This is a genomic window from Mucilaginibacter sp. Mucisp86 (assembly GCF_047324315.1).
GTDB lineage: Bacteria > Bacteroidota > Bacteroidia > Sphingobacteriales > Sphingobacteriaceae > Mucilaginibacter.
The window spans coordinates 6,842,336-6,859,035 of record NZ_CP168503.1; the positions used below are offsets into that span (position 1 = coordinate 6,842,336).

The window sequence follows — 16,700 nt, forward strand, 5'->3', positions numbered from 1 at the left end:
ATAGCTAATTCTGAAACTAAATTATGTTCAAGCAAAAAATAAAAATTATTGCAACCGGGCTTACGTTAACTCTCATGAGTTATTCTTCTGCTGTAAAAAGCCAGGAAATGGGCGATGCAGAAAAAAAATCAATGGAAAAAGGTAAGATTTACCCCTCGTTAAAGGGTGTGGGGCAAGGTGTATCCGGGCCGGGCTCCAATCTTCCGCCCGAAAAGATGCAATGGTGGGAAGATCAAAAATTTGGGATGTTCATACATTGGGGCTTATATGCAATCCCGGCCACGGGTGAATGGACCATGTTTAACCAAAAGATACCGGCCGAGGAATACGCTAAATTAGCAGACCAATTCAATCCGAAGCATTTTAGCGCCGCAGAATGGGCTAAGGTAGCAAAAGAGGCGGGCATGAAGTATATGGTAATGGTGAGCAGGCATCATGATGGTTTTGCCCTTTGGAACAGCCCTTCAAGTTATAAGCATTTTGATAGTTGGGAAACTGCTGCTCACCGCGATTTTGTAAAAGAGTATACAGATGCCTGCCGTAAAGCGGGTCTATACGTCGGTATTTATTATTCTCCTCTGGATTGGCGTTTTCCTGGTTATTTCGACCCTAAGGGGCTTCCTGACAATGCTGCCCTGCTCAAGAAACAAACGTATGGGCAGGTAGAAGAACTAATGAAAAACTATGGCAAAATAGATATTTTGTGGTACGATGGCGGCTGGCTGGCGCATAAAGGTACTGATGCCGATGCGGCATGGTTCTGGGAACCATTAAAACTTAATGCCATGGTACGTAGCTATAACCCCGACGTGGTTATTAATCCAAGATCAGGAATGGTAGGAGATTTCCAAACCGATGAAGGCGGCGCGGATGTTAAAGGCCCTATTATTCCCTTCCCATGGGAAAAATGCCTGAACCTTAACGAAACGAGTTGGGGATATAATAAAGCCCAACGGTTGATGCCGCTGGAAAAAATTATAACTATGCTCGTTAACACGGTTGACCGAGGCGGGAACATGTTATTAAATGTTGGACCCGACCCGGACGGTGTTATTCCTCCAACACATGTGGACCGGCTGAAGGAAGTGGGAAACTGGTTAGCAAAAAATGGTGAAAGTATCTATCAAACTCGTTCCGGGCCTTTTCAACCTGTTGATGATTTTTATGGCGCTACTTACAAAGGCAATAACATATACATCCACCTGCTAAAAATGCCGGAGGGAGAAACTGTTATTAAATTACCGCCAATTAAACAGACTGTTACCGCATGTTCGGTGCTGAAGGGTAAAAAAGTTAAATTCCATCAGGATGTAACCGGTATCAATCTCGACCTAACCGGGGTACAATTAGATCCAATCGTAACCACCCTGGTATTGAAAACTAAAGCTAACTAACAACTTTAATAAATAAACGAGCGATTCAACAATAGCTTACTGGAGAGGTTGTATCATAAATCAAATTGACGCCCCCTGGTGTTGTGTTAACTATAAATTGAAATTTAGTCGATAATATATACAAAGAGGGGTTAACACTTTTTTCGCATAAAAAACACTCAAACACTTGATTATGAACTATATAATCAAAAATTAGCATTAATTTGTGTTAACCCTGTTAACCCCCAATTTGTTAATAAAGTTAATTAAATAGAAACTATATATCGCTTAAGTATCAGAATAAGCCCAAAAAAGCTGTATCACAACGGGGAAATCGCTTTTAAACTTGTCGTTTATAGCCTCACCTAAATCCTCTCCTTTGGAGAGGATTTAGGTGAGGCTTAGTTTTCGAGCGAAATCGAGTGTACTGGTTTAAACGCGATTTTCCTGCCGTATCACAATTTACGATACAGCCTCTTATTTTCCCCATAACAAAGCCCGGCACTCACTCAACCGCCCATTCGAACCCCATTTTGTTATAGATCAGGTAAGCCAAACCGATCATCGTTTAGGGGGATTCAATACCAACATCTTTTTATCCCTAACAACCGGTAAAGCCTGATCTAATCGTCCAAAAGTTGTTTTGTTTTGACAAATAGTGGTATTTGCCCGTTACCGGCATATCTATTTTTGGCCTGAAACGCTTTTATAAACCACAGTAAGGATCACATGAATATAAAATACAAAGTGTTGTTGCCGGGTGTAAGCCTTGCAATTTTATTGGGGTCGGCAGTGCTTAGCCGTTCTGCCACGCCACGGCATAAAATACACGGCATCACTCAAAGCGATACTACAGTAAACCTCTCCCCCTACTTCATTCCGGCAACAGCATTAAAAAAGACGCCGGACGGCGAAGGGTTTATCAGGCGTTGGCTATTACTGGAGCCAATTAATAAACCCAATCGAAGCAATACCGTATTTACCGACAGTTATCTCAGGTCGGCATTTACTACCAGTTATTTTCAAAACCAGTTTACAGGAGTTCCTAAAAATGGTGAAAAGGTAAAGGTTGAGGGCCAGGAACTAACCTGGCATGCACTGGAGAGCAACAATTTCAATGTTAAACTTTTCAGGTTTGCAACCGGATTAAAAAAGCCAACCTATGGTGTTTTGTTTTGGGCAGTGACCATTATCAACAGTCCGCGCGAAATTAAAAATGTAAGAATGGCCGTAGGATCAAACTCGGCATCGATGTGGTGGCTAAATGAAAAGGAAGCTATTCTATTATCGGGCGACAGGCGTATGGTAATGGATGATTGTGTATCACCCCGTCTTACAATTAATAAAGGGAAAAATATTATCCGTGGCGCGGTGATCAATGGCCCCGGAATGAGTGATTTCTGCATCCGCTTCCTTGATGAAAAAGGGATGCCCGTAAAAGACCTCACAATTAGTTACGAATAAATTTATTGATCAGCTGACTATGAACTTCATTACTAAAATATCAGGGGCTATTGCCTCGCTTTCAATATGTGCAGCGAGCGCTGTTTTCGCTCAAGTAGGGAAACCATTTATACATGATCCATCAACCATTATGTTATGTGATGGTAAATACTACACATTCGGCACCTTTGGCGGGGGATTGATATCCGATGATGGCTGGACATGGAACAGCGGTGCCGTAAGGCCAGGCGGAGGGGCAGCTCCGGATGTTGTAAAAATCGGCGACCGTTATCTGATAGCATATGGCGCGACAGGCGGAGGCTTGGGAGGCGGCCACAACGGCAGGATCCTTACCATGTGGAATAAAACGCTCGACCCGAAATCGCCCGATTTTAAGTATTCGGAAGCTGTAGTTGTAGCTTCATCCGACGGAAAGGAAGATAATGATGCCATTGATCCGGGGCTTTTGCTTGATCCAACCTCCGGAAAGTTATGGTTATCATACGGTACTTATTTCGGATTTATCCGCCTGGTAGAGCTCGACCCCAAAACCGGCAAACGGATGCCTGGCAACAAACCCATAAACATTGCCATTGATTGCGAAGCCACCGATCTGATGTACCAGGACGGATGGTATTACCTGCTTGGCACACACGGCACATGCTGCGACGGCCCAAATTCAACCTATAATATTGTGGTTGGCCGTTCCAGAAAAATAACCGGCCCCTACCTTGATAACGTGGGGCGGGATATGCTAAAAGGCGGTGGAAAAATGGTGCTTGCGGCAGGCAAAAAACTGATAGGTCCGGGGCACTTCGGGCGTATTATACTTGGCGATGGCGTTCAGAAAATGTCATGCCATTATGAAGCCGATTTAGACAGGAACGCCTATAGCGTATTGGGCATCCGTCCTTTGCTCTGGAAAAACGGCTGGCCGGTTGCAGGCAATATTTTTAAGGAAGGAACTTACGAAATCACCTCAGAAAGAAGAGGATATGCACTCGAATTAGCAGTTGATTTTGTACGAATGCCGGGCGGGATGCGATTTAACCGAAATAATGACGAACCTGTAAAAGTTGTTCCTCCCCAGGAGCTAACAGACGTGGTCAACACCTGGCCTACCGGAAATATCAGTGTCAGAATAGGCGATTATATGTCCCGGCCACATCAAAAATGGACAATCACGGCAGTACCCGACGCAGGAGGATATCCCGGAAGCCCCTATTATAAAATTGGGATAGCAGGAACCAACAGGGTATTGGCGTCCACAGCCGAAGCTGAAGTAATAACACTACCGGCATTTACCGGCACACCCGAACAGTTATGGCGGATAGACCAGCTTACCGATGGCGCCTACCGGATAATGCCCAAGGCTATTCCTAATTCAAAAGAGCCGCTGGCGCTGGTATCTTCAGGAGATAGCACACCGACACTCGCAAAATTTGATATGCGTACTGATAATTCAAAGTGGACTTTTAATACTGATTGATGCTTATTTTACAAAGACAGCGCCAGATGTCTGATATTGTTAAAATCAAGAAGCCGCCTCATGTCAATTACGAGACGGCTTTTTTGAGTTTAAAGTTACTGTTTTTTAACTCTTTACTTCTTGGTGGCCATACTTAACCTGTGTTGCCAACCACGTTACATTATTAGTTCCAATCGCCACTGATATCTTTTGCTATCGCAGAGTTAGCGTTCTTTTCTGCCAATGGTATTGGGAACAGCACATTTTTATCCTGAAAAGGTTGCGTGCCATCTTCAATTTGTCTTTCGGCGTTAATAGTTTGCTTCGCGATGCCCCAGCGGATAAGGTCAAAATAACGGCTTTGTTCGCCTGTTAGTTCTAATTGTCTTTCGCGCATTAATATGCGCATGGCGTCGGTTTGGCTACCTAACGTTGTGTAAAGCGGCGCATTAACGCTTGGCCTGCTACGCACCTGATTAATTAAGGCCAGAGGCTTATCACCAGTATTGCCCTGCTGAATATAACTTTCGGCCAACATCAGCAACACATCCGCATAGCGGATCACCTGTCCGTTGATACCGCTTTGCGGGCCGCCAAAAGTAGCTACCTTGTTATAATATTCGTACTTAAGCCATTCGTAACCTTTTGTAGCGAAAGGATAAGCTATCGGACCTGTTGCGCATTGCTGGCAATACTGCGTCTGCCCGCCGCTTGCGGCATCGCCGTAAAAAGTAAAAGCGGCACGTGAATCAACGTAATTAACTGATGGATTTTGCGGGTTAGGGTAAGTGAACGCTTTAACAGCAGTTGTAGTTACATAAACATTGTTCCAATCGTTAAAGCCATATGATTGTGCGCGAACGGTATGTGTTGCCTTGCCGCCCCAGGTTTCCTGGCCCCCAAACATATAATACTGGTTACCAATCCCCCAGTCTGTCCACTGTTGGTTCATTACCTGGAAAATACTTTCAGGGTTCAAGGCAGGATTATCCTGGTTAGGATCGTCAAACAGGTCATTATAAACCGGTGCCAGTGCATAGGTAAAAGGCTGCTGTGTTAGTTTGGTGAGTTCGGTCTGGGCCTGGCCCCATTTTTTTTCATAAAGGTATGATTTGCCCAGCAACGCCACCGCGGCGCCTTGCGTAGCACGGCCATAGCTGGTTGCAGGGTAAGATATTGGTAAACCCGCTTCGGCATCCTTCAAATCCTGTTCAATAAATGCCCATACATCTGCAACTGACGATCTCGGCATATTGATATCGGCAGGTGTTGGCAAGGGTAAATATTTAGTACGTAAAGGTACCCGTCCAAAACAATTAACCAGGTTAAAATAAGCATAAGCTCGCAAAAATTTAGCCTCAGCAATATATTGCGCCTGATCGGTTGTTTCTGATGCATTGGCAGGCTTCCACACCTGTGCCCTGTCAATAACTACATTGGCCCGTGCAATTAACTGGTAAAATGCCGACCAGGTATTGTTCATCACGTCAAGGTCCGGGCCAAAATTATACTGGGCCACTTGCAAATAATCACCCAAAAGGGGCTGGTTGTTTTTAGCGTCATACCCAAGAAGGTCGAAAGTAGTGTAATAATCACCAGACCAAAAGCCCGTATGCAGCAAAGCGGCGTAGGTGGCTACAACAGCCTGGTTTATTGCAACATCGCTGTTAAAATAAGTATCGTAAGTATAAGCACTTTTATTTGTCAGATTCAGATCTTTTTTGCACCCTATTGAGAAAGCAAGAAGTGCTGTCATCAAAAGGAATTTTATATATTTTTTCATGTTTTTATTTTTAAAGAATGCCTTTTAAAATGCTGCCTGTATCCCGAATAAAAATGTGCGCGGTTGCGGTACCTGGCCATTATCAATATTGCGGTTAAAAATAGTGTCGTTTGAATTGTTATCGCCATAAACTGTACTTAACTCGGGATCATACCCTTTGTAACCGGTGATCGTAAACAGATTTTCGGCAGCAACATATATGCGCAGTTTGCTTAAAACAGACCCTGAAAACGATTGCAGTGTGGCTTTACTAAAGGTATAACCCAGGGTTACGTTACGTGCACGCAAATAGGAGCCGTTGTCGATAAAAAAGTCTGAAGGCCTTAAATTTCCCGATCCGGTTGCATTTTGTCCGGCTCTCGGCAAAAGGGCATTGTCTCCAGGTTTTTCCCATCTGTTTAATATAGCTGTCGAGGCATTATGCCCTGTTCCAGCAAACTCCAGACTTGACCTCAAATTGTTTCCAATCTGAACTCCCTGCACGCCCGACAATACCATATTAAGGTCAAAATTATGATAACTGGCCCCGAGGTTAATACCATATATGAACTTTGGAATAGGGCTCCCCAAAACCTGTTGGTCTTTGCTGTCAACAACTCCATCGCCATTCAAATCTTTGAATATAAAATCGCCGGGAAGCAAACCTGTTTGATAAACCGCGTTGGGGTCGCCGGTTTTTTGCTGTGCCGTTTTATTCAGGGCATCAATTTCTGCCTGGTCTTTAGCTACATGGCCAACCCTGTAGCCATAAAATGAACCGATTGGATAGCCTGCTTGAGTTAATGTGTAAATCGCCCCTGTTCCACCTACAATGGGTGTTGGCGATTGGGTGCCTAATGATATTGTTTTGTTATTATTGTAAGCACCGTTTACACTTACATTATAACTAAAACCATTTTGGGGTTTTGAACGGTAACCTAACTGAAACTCGAAACCTTTATTTTGTGCATCTGCCGCATTGACAATCTCGTTGCTGTTCGATGTGTTTATACCCACACCTAAACTTGGCGGTAAAGGTATCGCTACTATGAGGCCGCTGCTTTTACGGTTATAATAATCGGCTGAGAAAGTTAACTGGTTATTCAGGAACGCAAGATCAATACCTGCGTCGGTCTGGTCGGTTGTTTCCCAATGCAATAAAGGGTTGGCGATAGTTATTACTGTTGTACCGTTAACAAACTGTTCATTCTGGCCAAACGAATAAACGAGGTTTCCCGGCGGCCCGTTAAAGGTAAATACGCTGGTATTTGTAAGGCCAAATCTGTTATTACCTGTGCGGCCCCATCCTACGCGCAGTTTACCATCACTGATAAACGGCAACGCCGATTTAACAAAATCCTCCTGGGCAAAACGCCATGCAAAACCGCCACCCGGAAAGTTACCATAACGGCTTAACGGTCCAAAGTTTGACGAACCATCGCGCCTGATACTACCCGAAAGAATGTACTTATCATTAAACGAATAGATTAAACGGGCATAATAAGAAATAACGTTGCCAAATTGAGTGTAATAGCCCGATGAATTACCCTGCACAGTAAGCGTAGGCGCTACACCGATATCTCTTACAGCATCGGATAACATCCCGGTGCCCAGCACGCTAAGGTATTTGGTACTGCCTGCATCAATATAACTGGTACCCGCTGTTAATGAAATATTATGTTTTCCGAAGCTGTGATTATATGATAAGTAATTTTCGATGGTATAATTAGAATAGTTATTTGACGCGCGGCCTGCCTGCCTGGTGTATGCCAGGTTGTTGGAGGTAACATATGGTATCTGGTACGAATCGTTCACGCTGTTGCCATATACACCCGATACCTGCGACCGTAACGTCAACCCGTCGATAATTTTCACCTCGCCAAACACCTGCGGAAATAAAACCAGGTCGTGGCTGCTTAAGGTTTGCACACCTAAGGTCTGCAATGGGTTTACTGCATTGCTGTTATCGTCAACGTTGGTAAGGATAGAATAACCACCTGGGATAGACGCATCATAAACAGGCTGATACGGTGCATAACCAAGCGCGTTACCAATACTTGTTACCTGACCTGTAGTTTTTGTGTACCGCAAATTTAAGGTTTGGCCAAAATGGAAACGACCCAATTTTTCGTCTAATACAAACCGGTTATTAAACCTCCTGAAATTATAATCTTTAACCACGGCTTGCTGCGTAACGTATCCTGCCGACATGTTATAGGTAACCTTGTCGCTCCCTCCGCTCACGCTCAGGTCGTTTTGTGTTGATACGGCTGTTTTAAAAATCTCCTTTTGCCAATTGGTTCTGTCAACTAAAACGTATGGCGTGTTAAGTTTTGCCGGTACCGGGTTGTTATTGGTAGCGTCAATATCTTTAAGGAGCTTTACATAGTCGGCGGCACCAAGCAGATCAAGGTTTTTAGTGACGTTTGAAACACCTGCCTGCGAATTAAATGTAATTTGGGTTGACCCTGCCTTGCCTCTTTTAGTGGTGATGATCACAACGCCGTTTGCAGCAGCTACGCCATATATAGCTGTAGAGGCAGCATCCTTTAGTATGGTTATATTTTCAATATCCTGGGGGCTGATGGCGTTGAACAAATTGGCATCGCCCTGGATACCATCAATTACGTAAAGCGGACTAACATCCGTAAATGAACCTGTACCGCGCACAATAATTTGGGCACCCGAACCCGGCACGCCATTTGCCTGCATTACCTGAACACCAGCAGCCTTTCCTATTAACAATTGAGCCGGACTTGTAGATGTGTTTGCCCCTGCATCTTTAGCGGCTACCACATTTACCGAACCTATCAGGTCCTTTTTCCTCGCTGTACCGTAGCCAATTACCACTACTTCGTTAAGAGCTTTACTGTCACTTTGCAAAGTTGCGTCCAGTACAGTTTTTCCGTTTAATTTAACCTCTTGTTTTGTGTAACCTACAAAAGAAAATACAAGGGTGGCATCCCCCGTTACGTTGAGTGAATAAGAACCATCAGTGTGGGTGATAACACCATTTTGCTTTCCCTTCTCTGTCACTGTAACCCCGGGAAGCGGGCTGTTATCATCAGCAGATCTTACAACCCCTTTAATAGTGATTGTTTGTGCCATCACGGGCAATGTACTAATAAACACCAGCAGTAGCAGAAGGTGCCGCAATTTAGCTGCGCTTAGCAGCCTCGTAAAATTTGTAATTTTCATTTTCATAATTGGTTTTTGTTGTTAAGTGAAATTTTTATTCAACCAAATTAATTGTTAAATAAACACGAATATCAAAATACAATCGATTGCGAACGTTTAGCAAGCATCTTAAACCTGATTGTAAGAAAATATTAAATGGGCTTTATGGTTTATGTAATAAGTAAATTGGGCGTTCAAAAATACTTGGCCGGATAGCGCCATTTGTTAAAAAATAGGTATACAAATGTTTCAATTTGCATATTTTTAATATTCTTACCATGTATCCGGCGATAACCACATATCGATATTTAGCTCTTCCCGGCATTTTGGATATTAGTGTTCAACAAACAATTGTTTGTGTTAAGTGCCTAAGGCGCCCGGGCTATGACCTTCGCATTGGAATAGTTTTGTTATTCAAGTTGTCATCGCCGAGTATGCCTATGCGGTAGAAAGGCGGCATTTTAAGAATCGACAACGTTGCTATGGATTTAGCAAACGCAGTATTTGTTATCCCTAACGGCCCCCTCTGTTTCCGGTAAAAAAAATTTCTAAAAGTTTTACCGGGCAGCCGGGTTCTAAACGCAGGAATAATTTTCAGGTTAAAACTGGGGCTTACTTCCGAAAAGTGCACAAAAAAGGGCCTTTTTGAGGCCCTGAATAGTATTTATATATATAGAATAACATTTTTAGCCGATCCCGTTATCGCAACGTATTGGAACAGATTTAAGCCCTCAATTATTCAAAAGTCTTATTTCATAAACAGGGCCGGCCATCGCCCCTTTATCCGCCTGGAATTTTATCCGGAGGCCCTGATCTGCGTTGTATTTCAAATCTGCCGGCAAATCATATTCAACGGTATAAAAAGCGTCACGTTTACCGTCCTTCAAATCAACTTTCACCAGTTCCTGCTCATTAAGAAAAATGCTGAATTTATGGTTCCTTTCCGTACCAAAATACGTAACACTAATTTTTTTTGCGGCTTTATCTTTATCATTCAGCTTATAACTGAACCAGCCGGTTGCAGCCCTGAAATGTTTGTTAAAATTAACATCAGCAAAAGAATTTTCCTTTTCCATGAAATGATCTGACTCGGGCTGTTGCTCGCCCGGAGTTACCATATCGATGGTATTGGTGGACAGTTTCGCTTCCTTCGCGTCCTCCTCTGCTAACTTAGCCTGCAATTCGTCAAAGCCCTTGGCTGATTCTTTTCGCCAGTATACTACATAACGAGCATCCTGGATCTTATAAAACGGCACCAGCTTCAGGTTTCGGTATTTAACCGGATATATTAGCCGCTTGGCAGTAAAGGACATTGGTTTATTTTTATCACCAACTATCATCGGGGCATCATTAGCAGAATCGCTTACAAAAACCGGCATATCTGTAAGCTTATACAGGTTGCCCGTAGCAACATGGCCCATCCTGCTGTCATCGGCCTCGCGGCCTTTCTGAGCAAGCGTATCAATCACAGAAGCAAGTACAATCGGGCCGTGCAGCACGGATTCATAATTGGAGCCGTCAGGAAGTTTCTCCGTCGTCGTCTGCATAGGCAGTTGAACAGTAATGATATCCCCTTTCCGCCATTTTCTTTTTAACTGCACATATGACGACGGCTGCGACGTAATTTGTACAGGCCGGCCGTTGATGTTAATTTTAAGCGCACCGTTTTTTACCCATGATGGATATCTGATATTTATCCCGAATGCGCTGTCGCCGGCCTTCTGGATCTTCAGTGTTGTTGTTTCCTCATCAGGGAACCCGGTTTCCTGCCTTAGTTGCAAACCATTTTGCTTCCATATAAGTTGAGACGGGATGAACAAATTAACAAACAGCTCATTATCTGAATGGCTATAGATCATTTTGCCATACTTCGAATGATTTTCCATACCAGAGCCAACGCAGCACCACATACTTGTTTGTGGCTGGGAGTACACCCGGTAATGCCCGGGGCGCATTGGTGTAAAATACACAAAACCGCCCTTACCCGGCCGCTGGGTTGTAAGGATATGATTATACAACGCCCGTTCATAATAATCGATATAGGCAATATCCGGATCTGACATGTACAGATCTTCGGTAAGCTTAAGCATATTGTAGGTATTGCATGTTTCGGGGCCTTCCACACTGGAGATCATGGTAGAGAAATCTGCAACAGGGTTAAAATGTTCCCTTACGCTATTGCCACCTGTCGCAACCGAGCGGTGGTGCACCACGGTTTGCCAAAAGAATGCTGCAGCATGATTGTAGGCGGTATCACCACTGTAATCAGCAATCCGCTTAAAACCTATCACTTTCGGGATCTGTGTATTTGCATGTAAATTGTCCAGTTTATCCTGATCTTTTTCAAGCGGTTGAAGAAGTGCCTTGTGAGAGAAACTGTAAGCCGCGTCAAGGTATTTCTTTTCGCCGGTGATGCCGTATACATCTGCCAATACCTCATTAACACCTCCATGTTCATTTCCCAGGAGTTGCTGCATTTGTTGCTGACTGAGTGCAGTACTGATACTACAAAACCAGTCTGCAAGCTTGATCAGCATGGCTTTTGCGGTTTGGTTATTTTCATACAACCAGGCATCGCGCAACCCGGCGAATACTTTATGAATATTATAGAATGGAACCCATTTCTTATTGAAATCAGTAAAATCCCCCTTCATCACCTGGGGCCAAAGTTCACGGCTTCCGGGCACCCCTCCCAGGTATCCGTCACCATTTTTATCCTGGCACAATTTAAGCTCATTGACCATATAATCAAGGCGATGGCGTACACGGTTATCACCTGTAGAAGCATACATCATAGCCAGAGCAGAAAGATAGTGGCCGCCGATGTGCCCATCCAGGCCGGAATCCTCCCAATTTGTGTAACTTTTAGCTTTTTGCGGTAATCCGGCTTCCCTTTGAAAAGGCGCAAGCAGGCGGTCGGGCTGCAGGGCAAGCATATAATTAAGATCTGTTTGCTCCTGATCCTTAAAAATCCCCGGCAATAGCCTTACATCCTGCAGAGGGAAACTTTTGACAACTTGCTTTTGTTGCGCCCGCAGCAAAAATGGGCTAAGAATTAATAAAAAAGCGATGCGTTTCATAATTGGGTTTTCATCGGCAAGATACGTTATTAAGTGTTAAAAAAACAATAAAAAATAACGTTGCGGAAAAAGTCCACCATTTATAAGAGGCTGTTTAAAATCGACGGGGAAGTTTTTTGTAGATACGCATCAATGCGTCTCCCGGCGGACAGGTCGATTTAAAAGGCTAAAGAGAATTGATGAAAAAGCAAAAAGCCTTCAAATCGCTAAATCTGAAGGCTTTTTTGCTTTTCTAAGCTATCAATAGTTCAAAAAAAGACCATAATGGCTACATTATATTTTCACAAAGCCCCATTGCTGATTGCGGCCCCCGGAATAAGTCCATTGCTCAACTGCGGTGCCGTTATTAAGCGAAGCTCCCGTTACGTCCAGCGCCTTCCCGCTATTTGCATTGATAATTTTATAATATCCGTTGTCGGTTAGCTGAATTGACCATTTTTGATTTGCGCCGCCGGTATAATCCCATAACTCTACCTGTCCGCCGTCAGCTCCGCTCCAGCCATAAACTTCAAGGCACTTTCCCGTGGCATGCATAGGGGTTAACCTGTAATAGCCGCCTCCCGCATCTTCCACCTTAAATTGTTGGTTTGCACCTGTAACGTAATCCCACTGATCGGCTTGTGTTTGATTGGCAGTTCCCCAGCCCGCAAATTCCAGGGCTTTGAAACTGTTTCTGCTGTAAATCTGGTAAACCTGTCCAACCTGAATTATTGAAGATGTGTTATTTTGAGCTCCCTGCATAATGGCGGCTAAGCCTTGCTGATCGTAAATGCTGTTGTTCTGCCTGTTAATAATTCTACCCGGGTTGGTTGAGTCCGTACCACCGGAATCAAAATAAAATGGTTTTAACCCATATTGTAATGCCTGGTGGACAAAATAATTAAGGTAATAACCCCGGCTTGCAAGTTGCAGGTTTAGCGCATCGCCGGTAAGGCCTAATCTGCGGTTTACTGCATATTCTCCAAGCATAACAGGAATGCCCTTATCAACAAACTTTGTTTTCATCAACGAAAGTTCTGAAGTCATATACGACTCTTCACCCCAGGTAGCATTTCGTGAAGCATCGGTTGTAGAATGATACCCACTGCCCCAATAATAGAACATATTACCCCAGCTTGCATCCGATGTCAAAAAACAAAACTGAGCCGGATCATAATAATGTACTTCAACCATTAAACGGTTGCTCGCCGGATCAGTTGGAAGCGTATTCATCAAAGTGTTGGTGCCATCAATGTTAGTGCTTGGCCCTTGCACAAGCAGCACCCTGTAACTGTTATGCCCCCCGGTTGACCTCACCGCGTTAACAAACGTTTGATGATATGAAAGCAGCACACTCATTCCTGTGGCATCTGATACAGCTGGTTCATTTGCGCTGGCAAATATCACATGCTCGTCAAAACCGCGCATTTGCGTAGCTATTTGCTCCCAAAAAGCTTTTTGCTTGGCATTAACTGCGGCCTGTGCTGCAGTGGTGCAATTATTTTCCAGCCATCCGCCGTCCCAATGTATATTTAATATTACATACAAACCGTCATTAACGCAATATTGAACAACCTGTTGCACCCTGTTGAGCCATGATTGCTGAATTTGCCCCGTGGTTTGGTTAGAATACTGATCCCAATCGCAGGGGATACGAACTGCGGTAAACCCGGCTTTCTTAACTTCGTCAATAAGTGCCTGGGTTACCAAAGGGTTACCCCAGGCCGTTTCGCTGCCTGTTGCTTCGAGTGTATTACCAATATTCCACCCCAATTGAAACTTTGCTGCAAGCTGGGCCGCTGTACTGGTTACACCGGTTTGATCGGGCGCAAGAGGCGAGGTATTGTAACTTGGATAACTTGTTATAGCCAGTGTTTTAACTGTTTTGGGAACAGGCGGCCTCACTTCCGGGCTGGCAATTTGTTGCTTTTGGCAACGGGTAAACAATAAAATTACGGCTACGCCGAAAAAATAGTTAAGTGTTCTCATATTTAAATATTAATTGGTTTATAGCAAAAAAAGAACAATTAAACAGCGCACATAAACAAACGCCTTTTTAGCGATTGTGCTTTCGCTTCAAAATGTGCAGGGTTGTTTTTGGTTTAAAGCCACTTGTTGGCTATTGGTTTGGGAGCCAAAGATATAGGCCGGTAAGGCCACAAAAGTGAATAAATAGGGTAACAAATGTTTAATTTTTAAGAAATAAGGACATGATAACTTTATTCTTTATACTATAAAGACAACAAAATAGACCATATAACGAAAATTATTATCAACTGAGTTTAAGGCCTTTTTGATTAATGTTATATAAAATGATCTATTTATTCCTTTAAGTTGTAATTAGTGGTAATTTAGTAACGTTATTAATACCTCAACCTGCTTTAAATGATCAACAAAATAGAAAAAACGGCCACAACCATCTCTGTAGGTTCGCCACTGCAAAATTTCGAATTCTATTCATCACTTACTATAATAACAGCAATAGTGATTTTTCAAATCAGGTCGGCAACGAAGAAAAAGAAAACCTAAATATTATTTAAGTACTTGGAAAGTATCTGCAGAGTATAGGAGGATAGTAAATGTTGAAAATCGGTATCCTCCATTTGCCAACTTTAGTGTTGGTTGGATACGTTATTGAGCGAACCGGGGTGCAGGACAAATGGGGATGCAGGCAGCTCACTTTAGGCTATTATATATCAAAACAGTTTAAGAAGTTGTTTTAAATCTGATTGTTTTAAACAACTTCTTAATCAGCAAGCTTAGTTAAGATAACAGAAACTTGATGGTTCACCAATAAAATTTGGGTACAAAGTTTCTTATTCAATTAAAATTTATCGAACACCAGCTTTACCCTCGGGCGAACGCCTCCATTTAAAATAAGTGTCCAATACCTTTAACGCTCCCGCGTCCGGAACAGGGCCGATATGTGCAGTTTGGGAAAAATACATAACCGTGGGTTGAGCAATACTGAACGCTGGCCAATTAGCTGAGCCGGGCCCATTGGGATCGCTATACTTCGCAAAGTTTGTCCAATAAGTACTCATCGCATCCGAGATATCCAGATCTGCTTTACTTGTTTGCGGATTTGAAGCATCAAGCGTTCCGAATACATAAGCAACTTCCTGCGCATGCGGCGATCCGAAACCTTCTTGAGGGGAACCTACGGGATATTCAGGGTGCTGATCGAAATAATAATAATAAACCTTCGATTTGCCTCTACTTGCCTGTAAGGTAGCCCAGCTCCATGTTTGCCAGCCAAATGCCGCATCACGGGTCAGATCGCGGGCTGTTTTCGCAACTGTACCTGTGCCGGAAGGATAAGCCTTAATTAGTTCATCGGCAAACTTTCCATAGCGGTTCCGTACGGCGGTAATATAATCTTCGGTGGTTTTGGGCGGAGAAAAACTGGCGCCTTCGTCAGAATTGTAACCTATTAATACGGGCGTATCATTATACTTGCCGTCCTCATAAAGTTTATGCTGATCATCGGGAATTACCCAACCATCAACAATAGGCCATGCCAGCCCACGTACTCCCGGAAGCTTATCGGCATCCACTTTTCGCAAATCGGCAATTGACGAAACCCCGGCACCTTTAACATAGGCTTCACCTGCAGCTTCTGCATCATGCAGGGTTTTCATATTTTCGCCCGGGTAAGTCGTAACGCGTGTAGGGCCAAATGAGCCACCGCTTTCGGAAATGGCCCCCACAAATAACCCTTTAGCTAACGGACTTGCACATAGCATGCTAACTGCGATCCCCCCTGCCGATTCACCGAAAATAGTAACCCTGCCAGGGTCGCCGCCAAAAGCAGCTATGTTTTCTTTAATCCATTTAAGAGCAGATATCATATCCAACAGGCCGTAGTTGCCCGATACATGGTTTGAGCTTTCGGCACTTAATTCGGGGTGCGCCAAAAATCCGAGCTGGCCTACGCGATAAGCGATACTTACCAGCACTACACCCTTTTTCGCCAGCTTTTCGCCATTATAACCAGGTTCGGCAGTGCCACCCCAATTAAAAGCTCCGCCGTAAATCCATACAAGTACCGGAACTTTGTCGCCCGGAGACTTAGCCGGCGACCAAACGTTCAGGTACAGGCAATCTTCGCTTTTTCCTGAAAAAGGGGCTGCTCCCTGTATGGGTTCCGGCGCAAATTTATCAGCCATACGGATGCCATCCCATTTTGCAGCAGGCTGTGGGGCACGCCAGCGCAATTCGCCAACCGGCGGCGCAGCAAACGGAATACCTTTATAAATTGAAAGGCCATTTTCAACTGTTCCCTGTAGCAACCCTTCTTTCACCTTAACCGGGGCGGGTTGTGCTTTAACAACGGCAACAGCAAATACTAAAATAAGTGTACAAATCAAATGTCTCATAAAATCATGGTTAGCTTACTAAAACTAATTTAAGCCCTT

General features: G+C 43.8%; 8 protein-coding genes. 3 read left to right on the forward strand and 5 right to left on the reverse strand.

All coding sequences use genetic code 11. The features are described from left to right. Positions 1-74 precede the first annotated feature (74 nt). The 3 genes from ACEN9X_RS28340 to ACEN9X_RS28350 all read left to right on the forward strand — a co-directional run bounded on the left by ACEN9X_RS28340 (position 75) and on the right by ACEN9X_RS28350 (position 4,305). Positions 75-1,394, forward strand: coding sequence for an alpha-L-fucosidase (locus ACEN9X_RS28340; protein ID WP_413668335.1), 1,320 nt, complete (start codon positions 75-77; stop codon positions 1,392-1,394). A 708-nt stretch (positions 1,395-2,102) separates the two neighbouring features. Continuing rightward, positions 2,103-2,837, forward strand: coding sequence for a hypothetical protein (locus ACEN9X_RS28345; RefSeq protein ID WP_413668336.1), 735 nt, complete (start codon positions 2,103-2,105; stop codon positions 2,835-2,837). A gap of 19 nt (positions 2,838-2,856) precedes the next feature. Then, positions 2,857-4,305, forward strand: coding sequence for a family 43 glycosylhydrolase (locus tag ACEN9X_RS28350; RefSeq protein ID WP_413668337.1), 1,449 nt, complete (start codon positions 2,857-2,859; stop codon positions 4,303-4,305). Between the two features lie 163 nt (positions 4,306-4,468). Here the strand turns inward: ACEN9X_RS28350 and ACEN9X_RS28355 are convergent, their stop codons facing one another. From ACEN9X_RS28355 to ACEN9X_RS28375, 5 genes are all read right to left on the reverse strand, one after another. Continuing rightward, positions 4,469-6,067, reverse strand: coding sequence for a RagB/SusD family nutrient uptake outer membrane protein (locus tag ACEN9X_RS28355; protein WP_413668338.1), 1,599 nt, complete (start codon positions 6,065-6,067; stop codon positions 4,469-4,471). 24 nt (positions 6,068-6,091) lie between these two features. Continuing rightward, positions 6,092-9,244 (reverse strand): SusC/RagA family TonB-linked outer membrane protein, encoded by a 3,153-nt coding sequence (locus ACEN9X_RS28360; protein ID WP_413668339.1) that lies wholly within the window; start codon positions 9,242-9,244, stop codon positions 6,092-6,094. 710 nt (positions 9,245-9,954) lie between these two features. After that, a complete protein-coding gene (locus ACEN9X_RS28365) occupies positions 9,955-12,303 on the reverse strand; it encodes a beta-L-arabinofuranosidase domain-containing protein (protein ID WP_413668340.1) in 2,349 nt (782 codons plus the stop codon). A 273-nt stretch (positions 12,304-12,576) separates the two neighbouring features. After that, a complete protein-coding gene (locus ACEN9X_RS28370) occupies positions 12,577-14,271 on the reverse strand; it encodes a cellulase family glycosylhydrolase (protein ID WP_413668341.1) in 1,695 nt (564 codons plus the stop codon). A gap of 842 nt (positions 14,272-15,113) precedes the next feature. Beyond that, a complete protein-coding gene (locus ACEN9X_RS28375; protein ID WP_413668342.1) occupies positions 15,114-16,661 on the reverse strand; it encodes a carboxylesterase/lipase family protein in 1,548 nt (515 codons plus the stop codon). Positions 16,662-16,700 lie beyond the last annotated feature (39 nt).

Excerpts from the sequence above, each read along its gene's own strand:
- ACEN9X_RS28340 (WP_413668335.1), top strand. The coding sequence starts at position 75 with ATGAGTTATTCTTCTGCTGTAAAAAGCCAGGAAATGGGCGATGCAGAA.
- ACEN9X_RS28345 (WP_413668336.1), top strand. The coding sequence starts at position 2,103 with ATGAATATAAAATACAAAGTGTTGTTGCCGGGTGTAAGCCTTGCAATT.
- ACEN9X_RS28350 (WP_413668337.1), top strand. The coding sequence starts at position 2,857 with ATGAACTTCATTACTAAAATATCAGGGGCTATTGCCTCGCTTTCAATA.
- ACEN9X_RS28355 (WP_413668338.1), bottom strand. The coding sequence starts at position 6,067 with ATGAAAAAATATATAAAATTCCTTTTGATGACAGCACTTCTTGCTTTC.
- ACEN9X_RS28360 (WP_413668339.1), bottom strand. The coding sequence starts at position 9,244 with ATGAAAATTACAAATTTTACGAGGCTGCTAAGCGCAGCTAAATTGCGG.
- ACEN9X_RS28365 (WP_413668340.1), bottom strand. The coding sequence starts at position 12,303 with ATGAAACGCATCGCTTTTTTATTAATTCTTAGCCCATTTTTGCTGCGG.
- ACEN9X_RS28370 (WP_413668341.1), bottom strand. The coding sequence starts at position 14,271 with ATGAGAACACTTAACTATTTTTTCGGCGTAGCCGTAATTTTATTGTTT.
- ACEN9X_RS28375 (WP_413668342.1), bottom strand. The coding sequence starts at position 16,661 with ATGAGACATTTGATTTGTACACTTATTTTAGTATTTGCTGTTGCCGTT.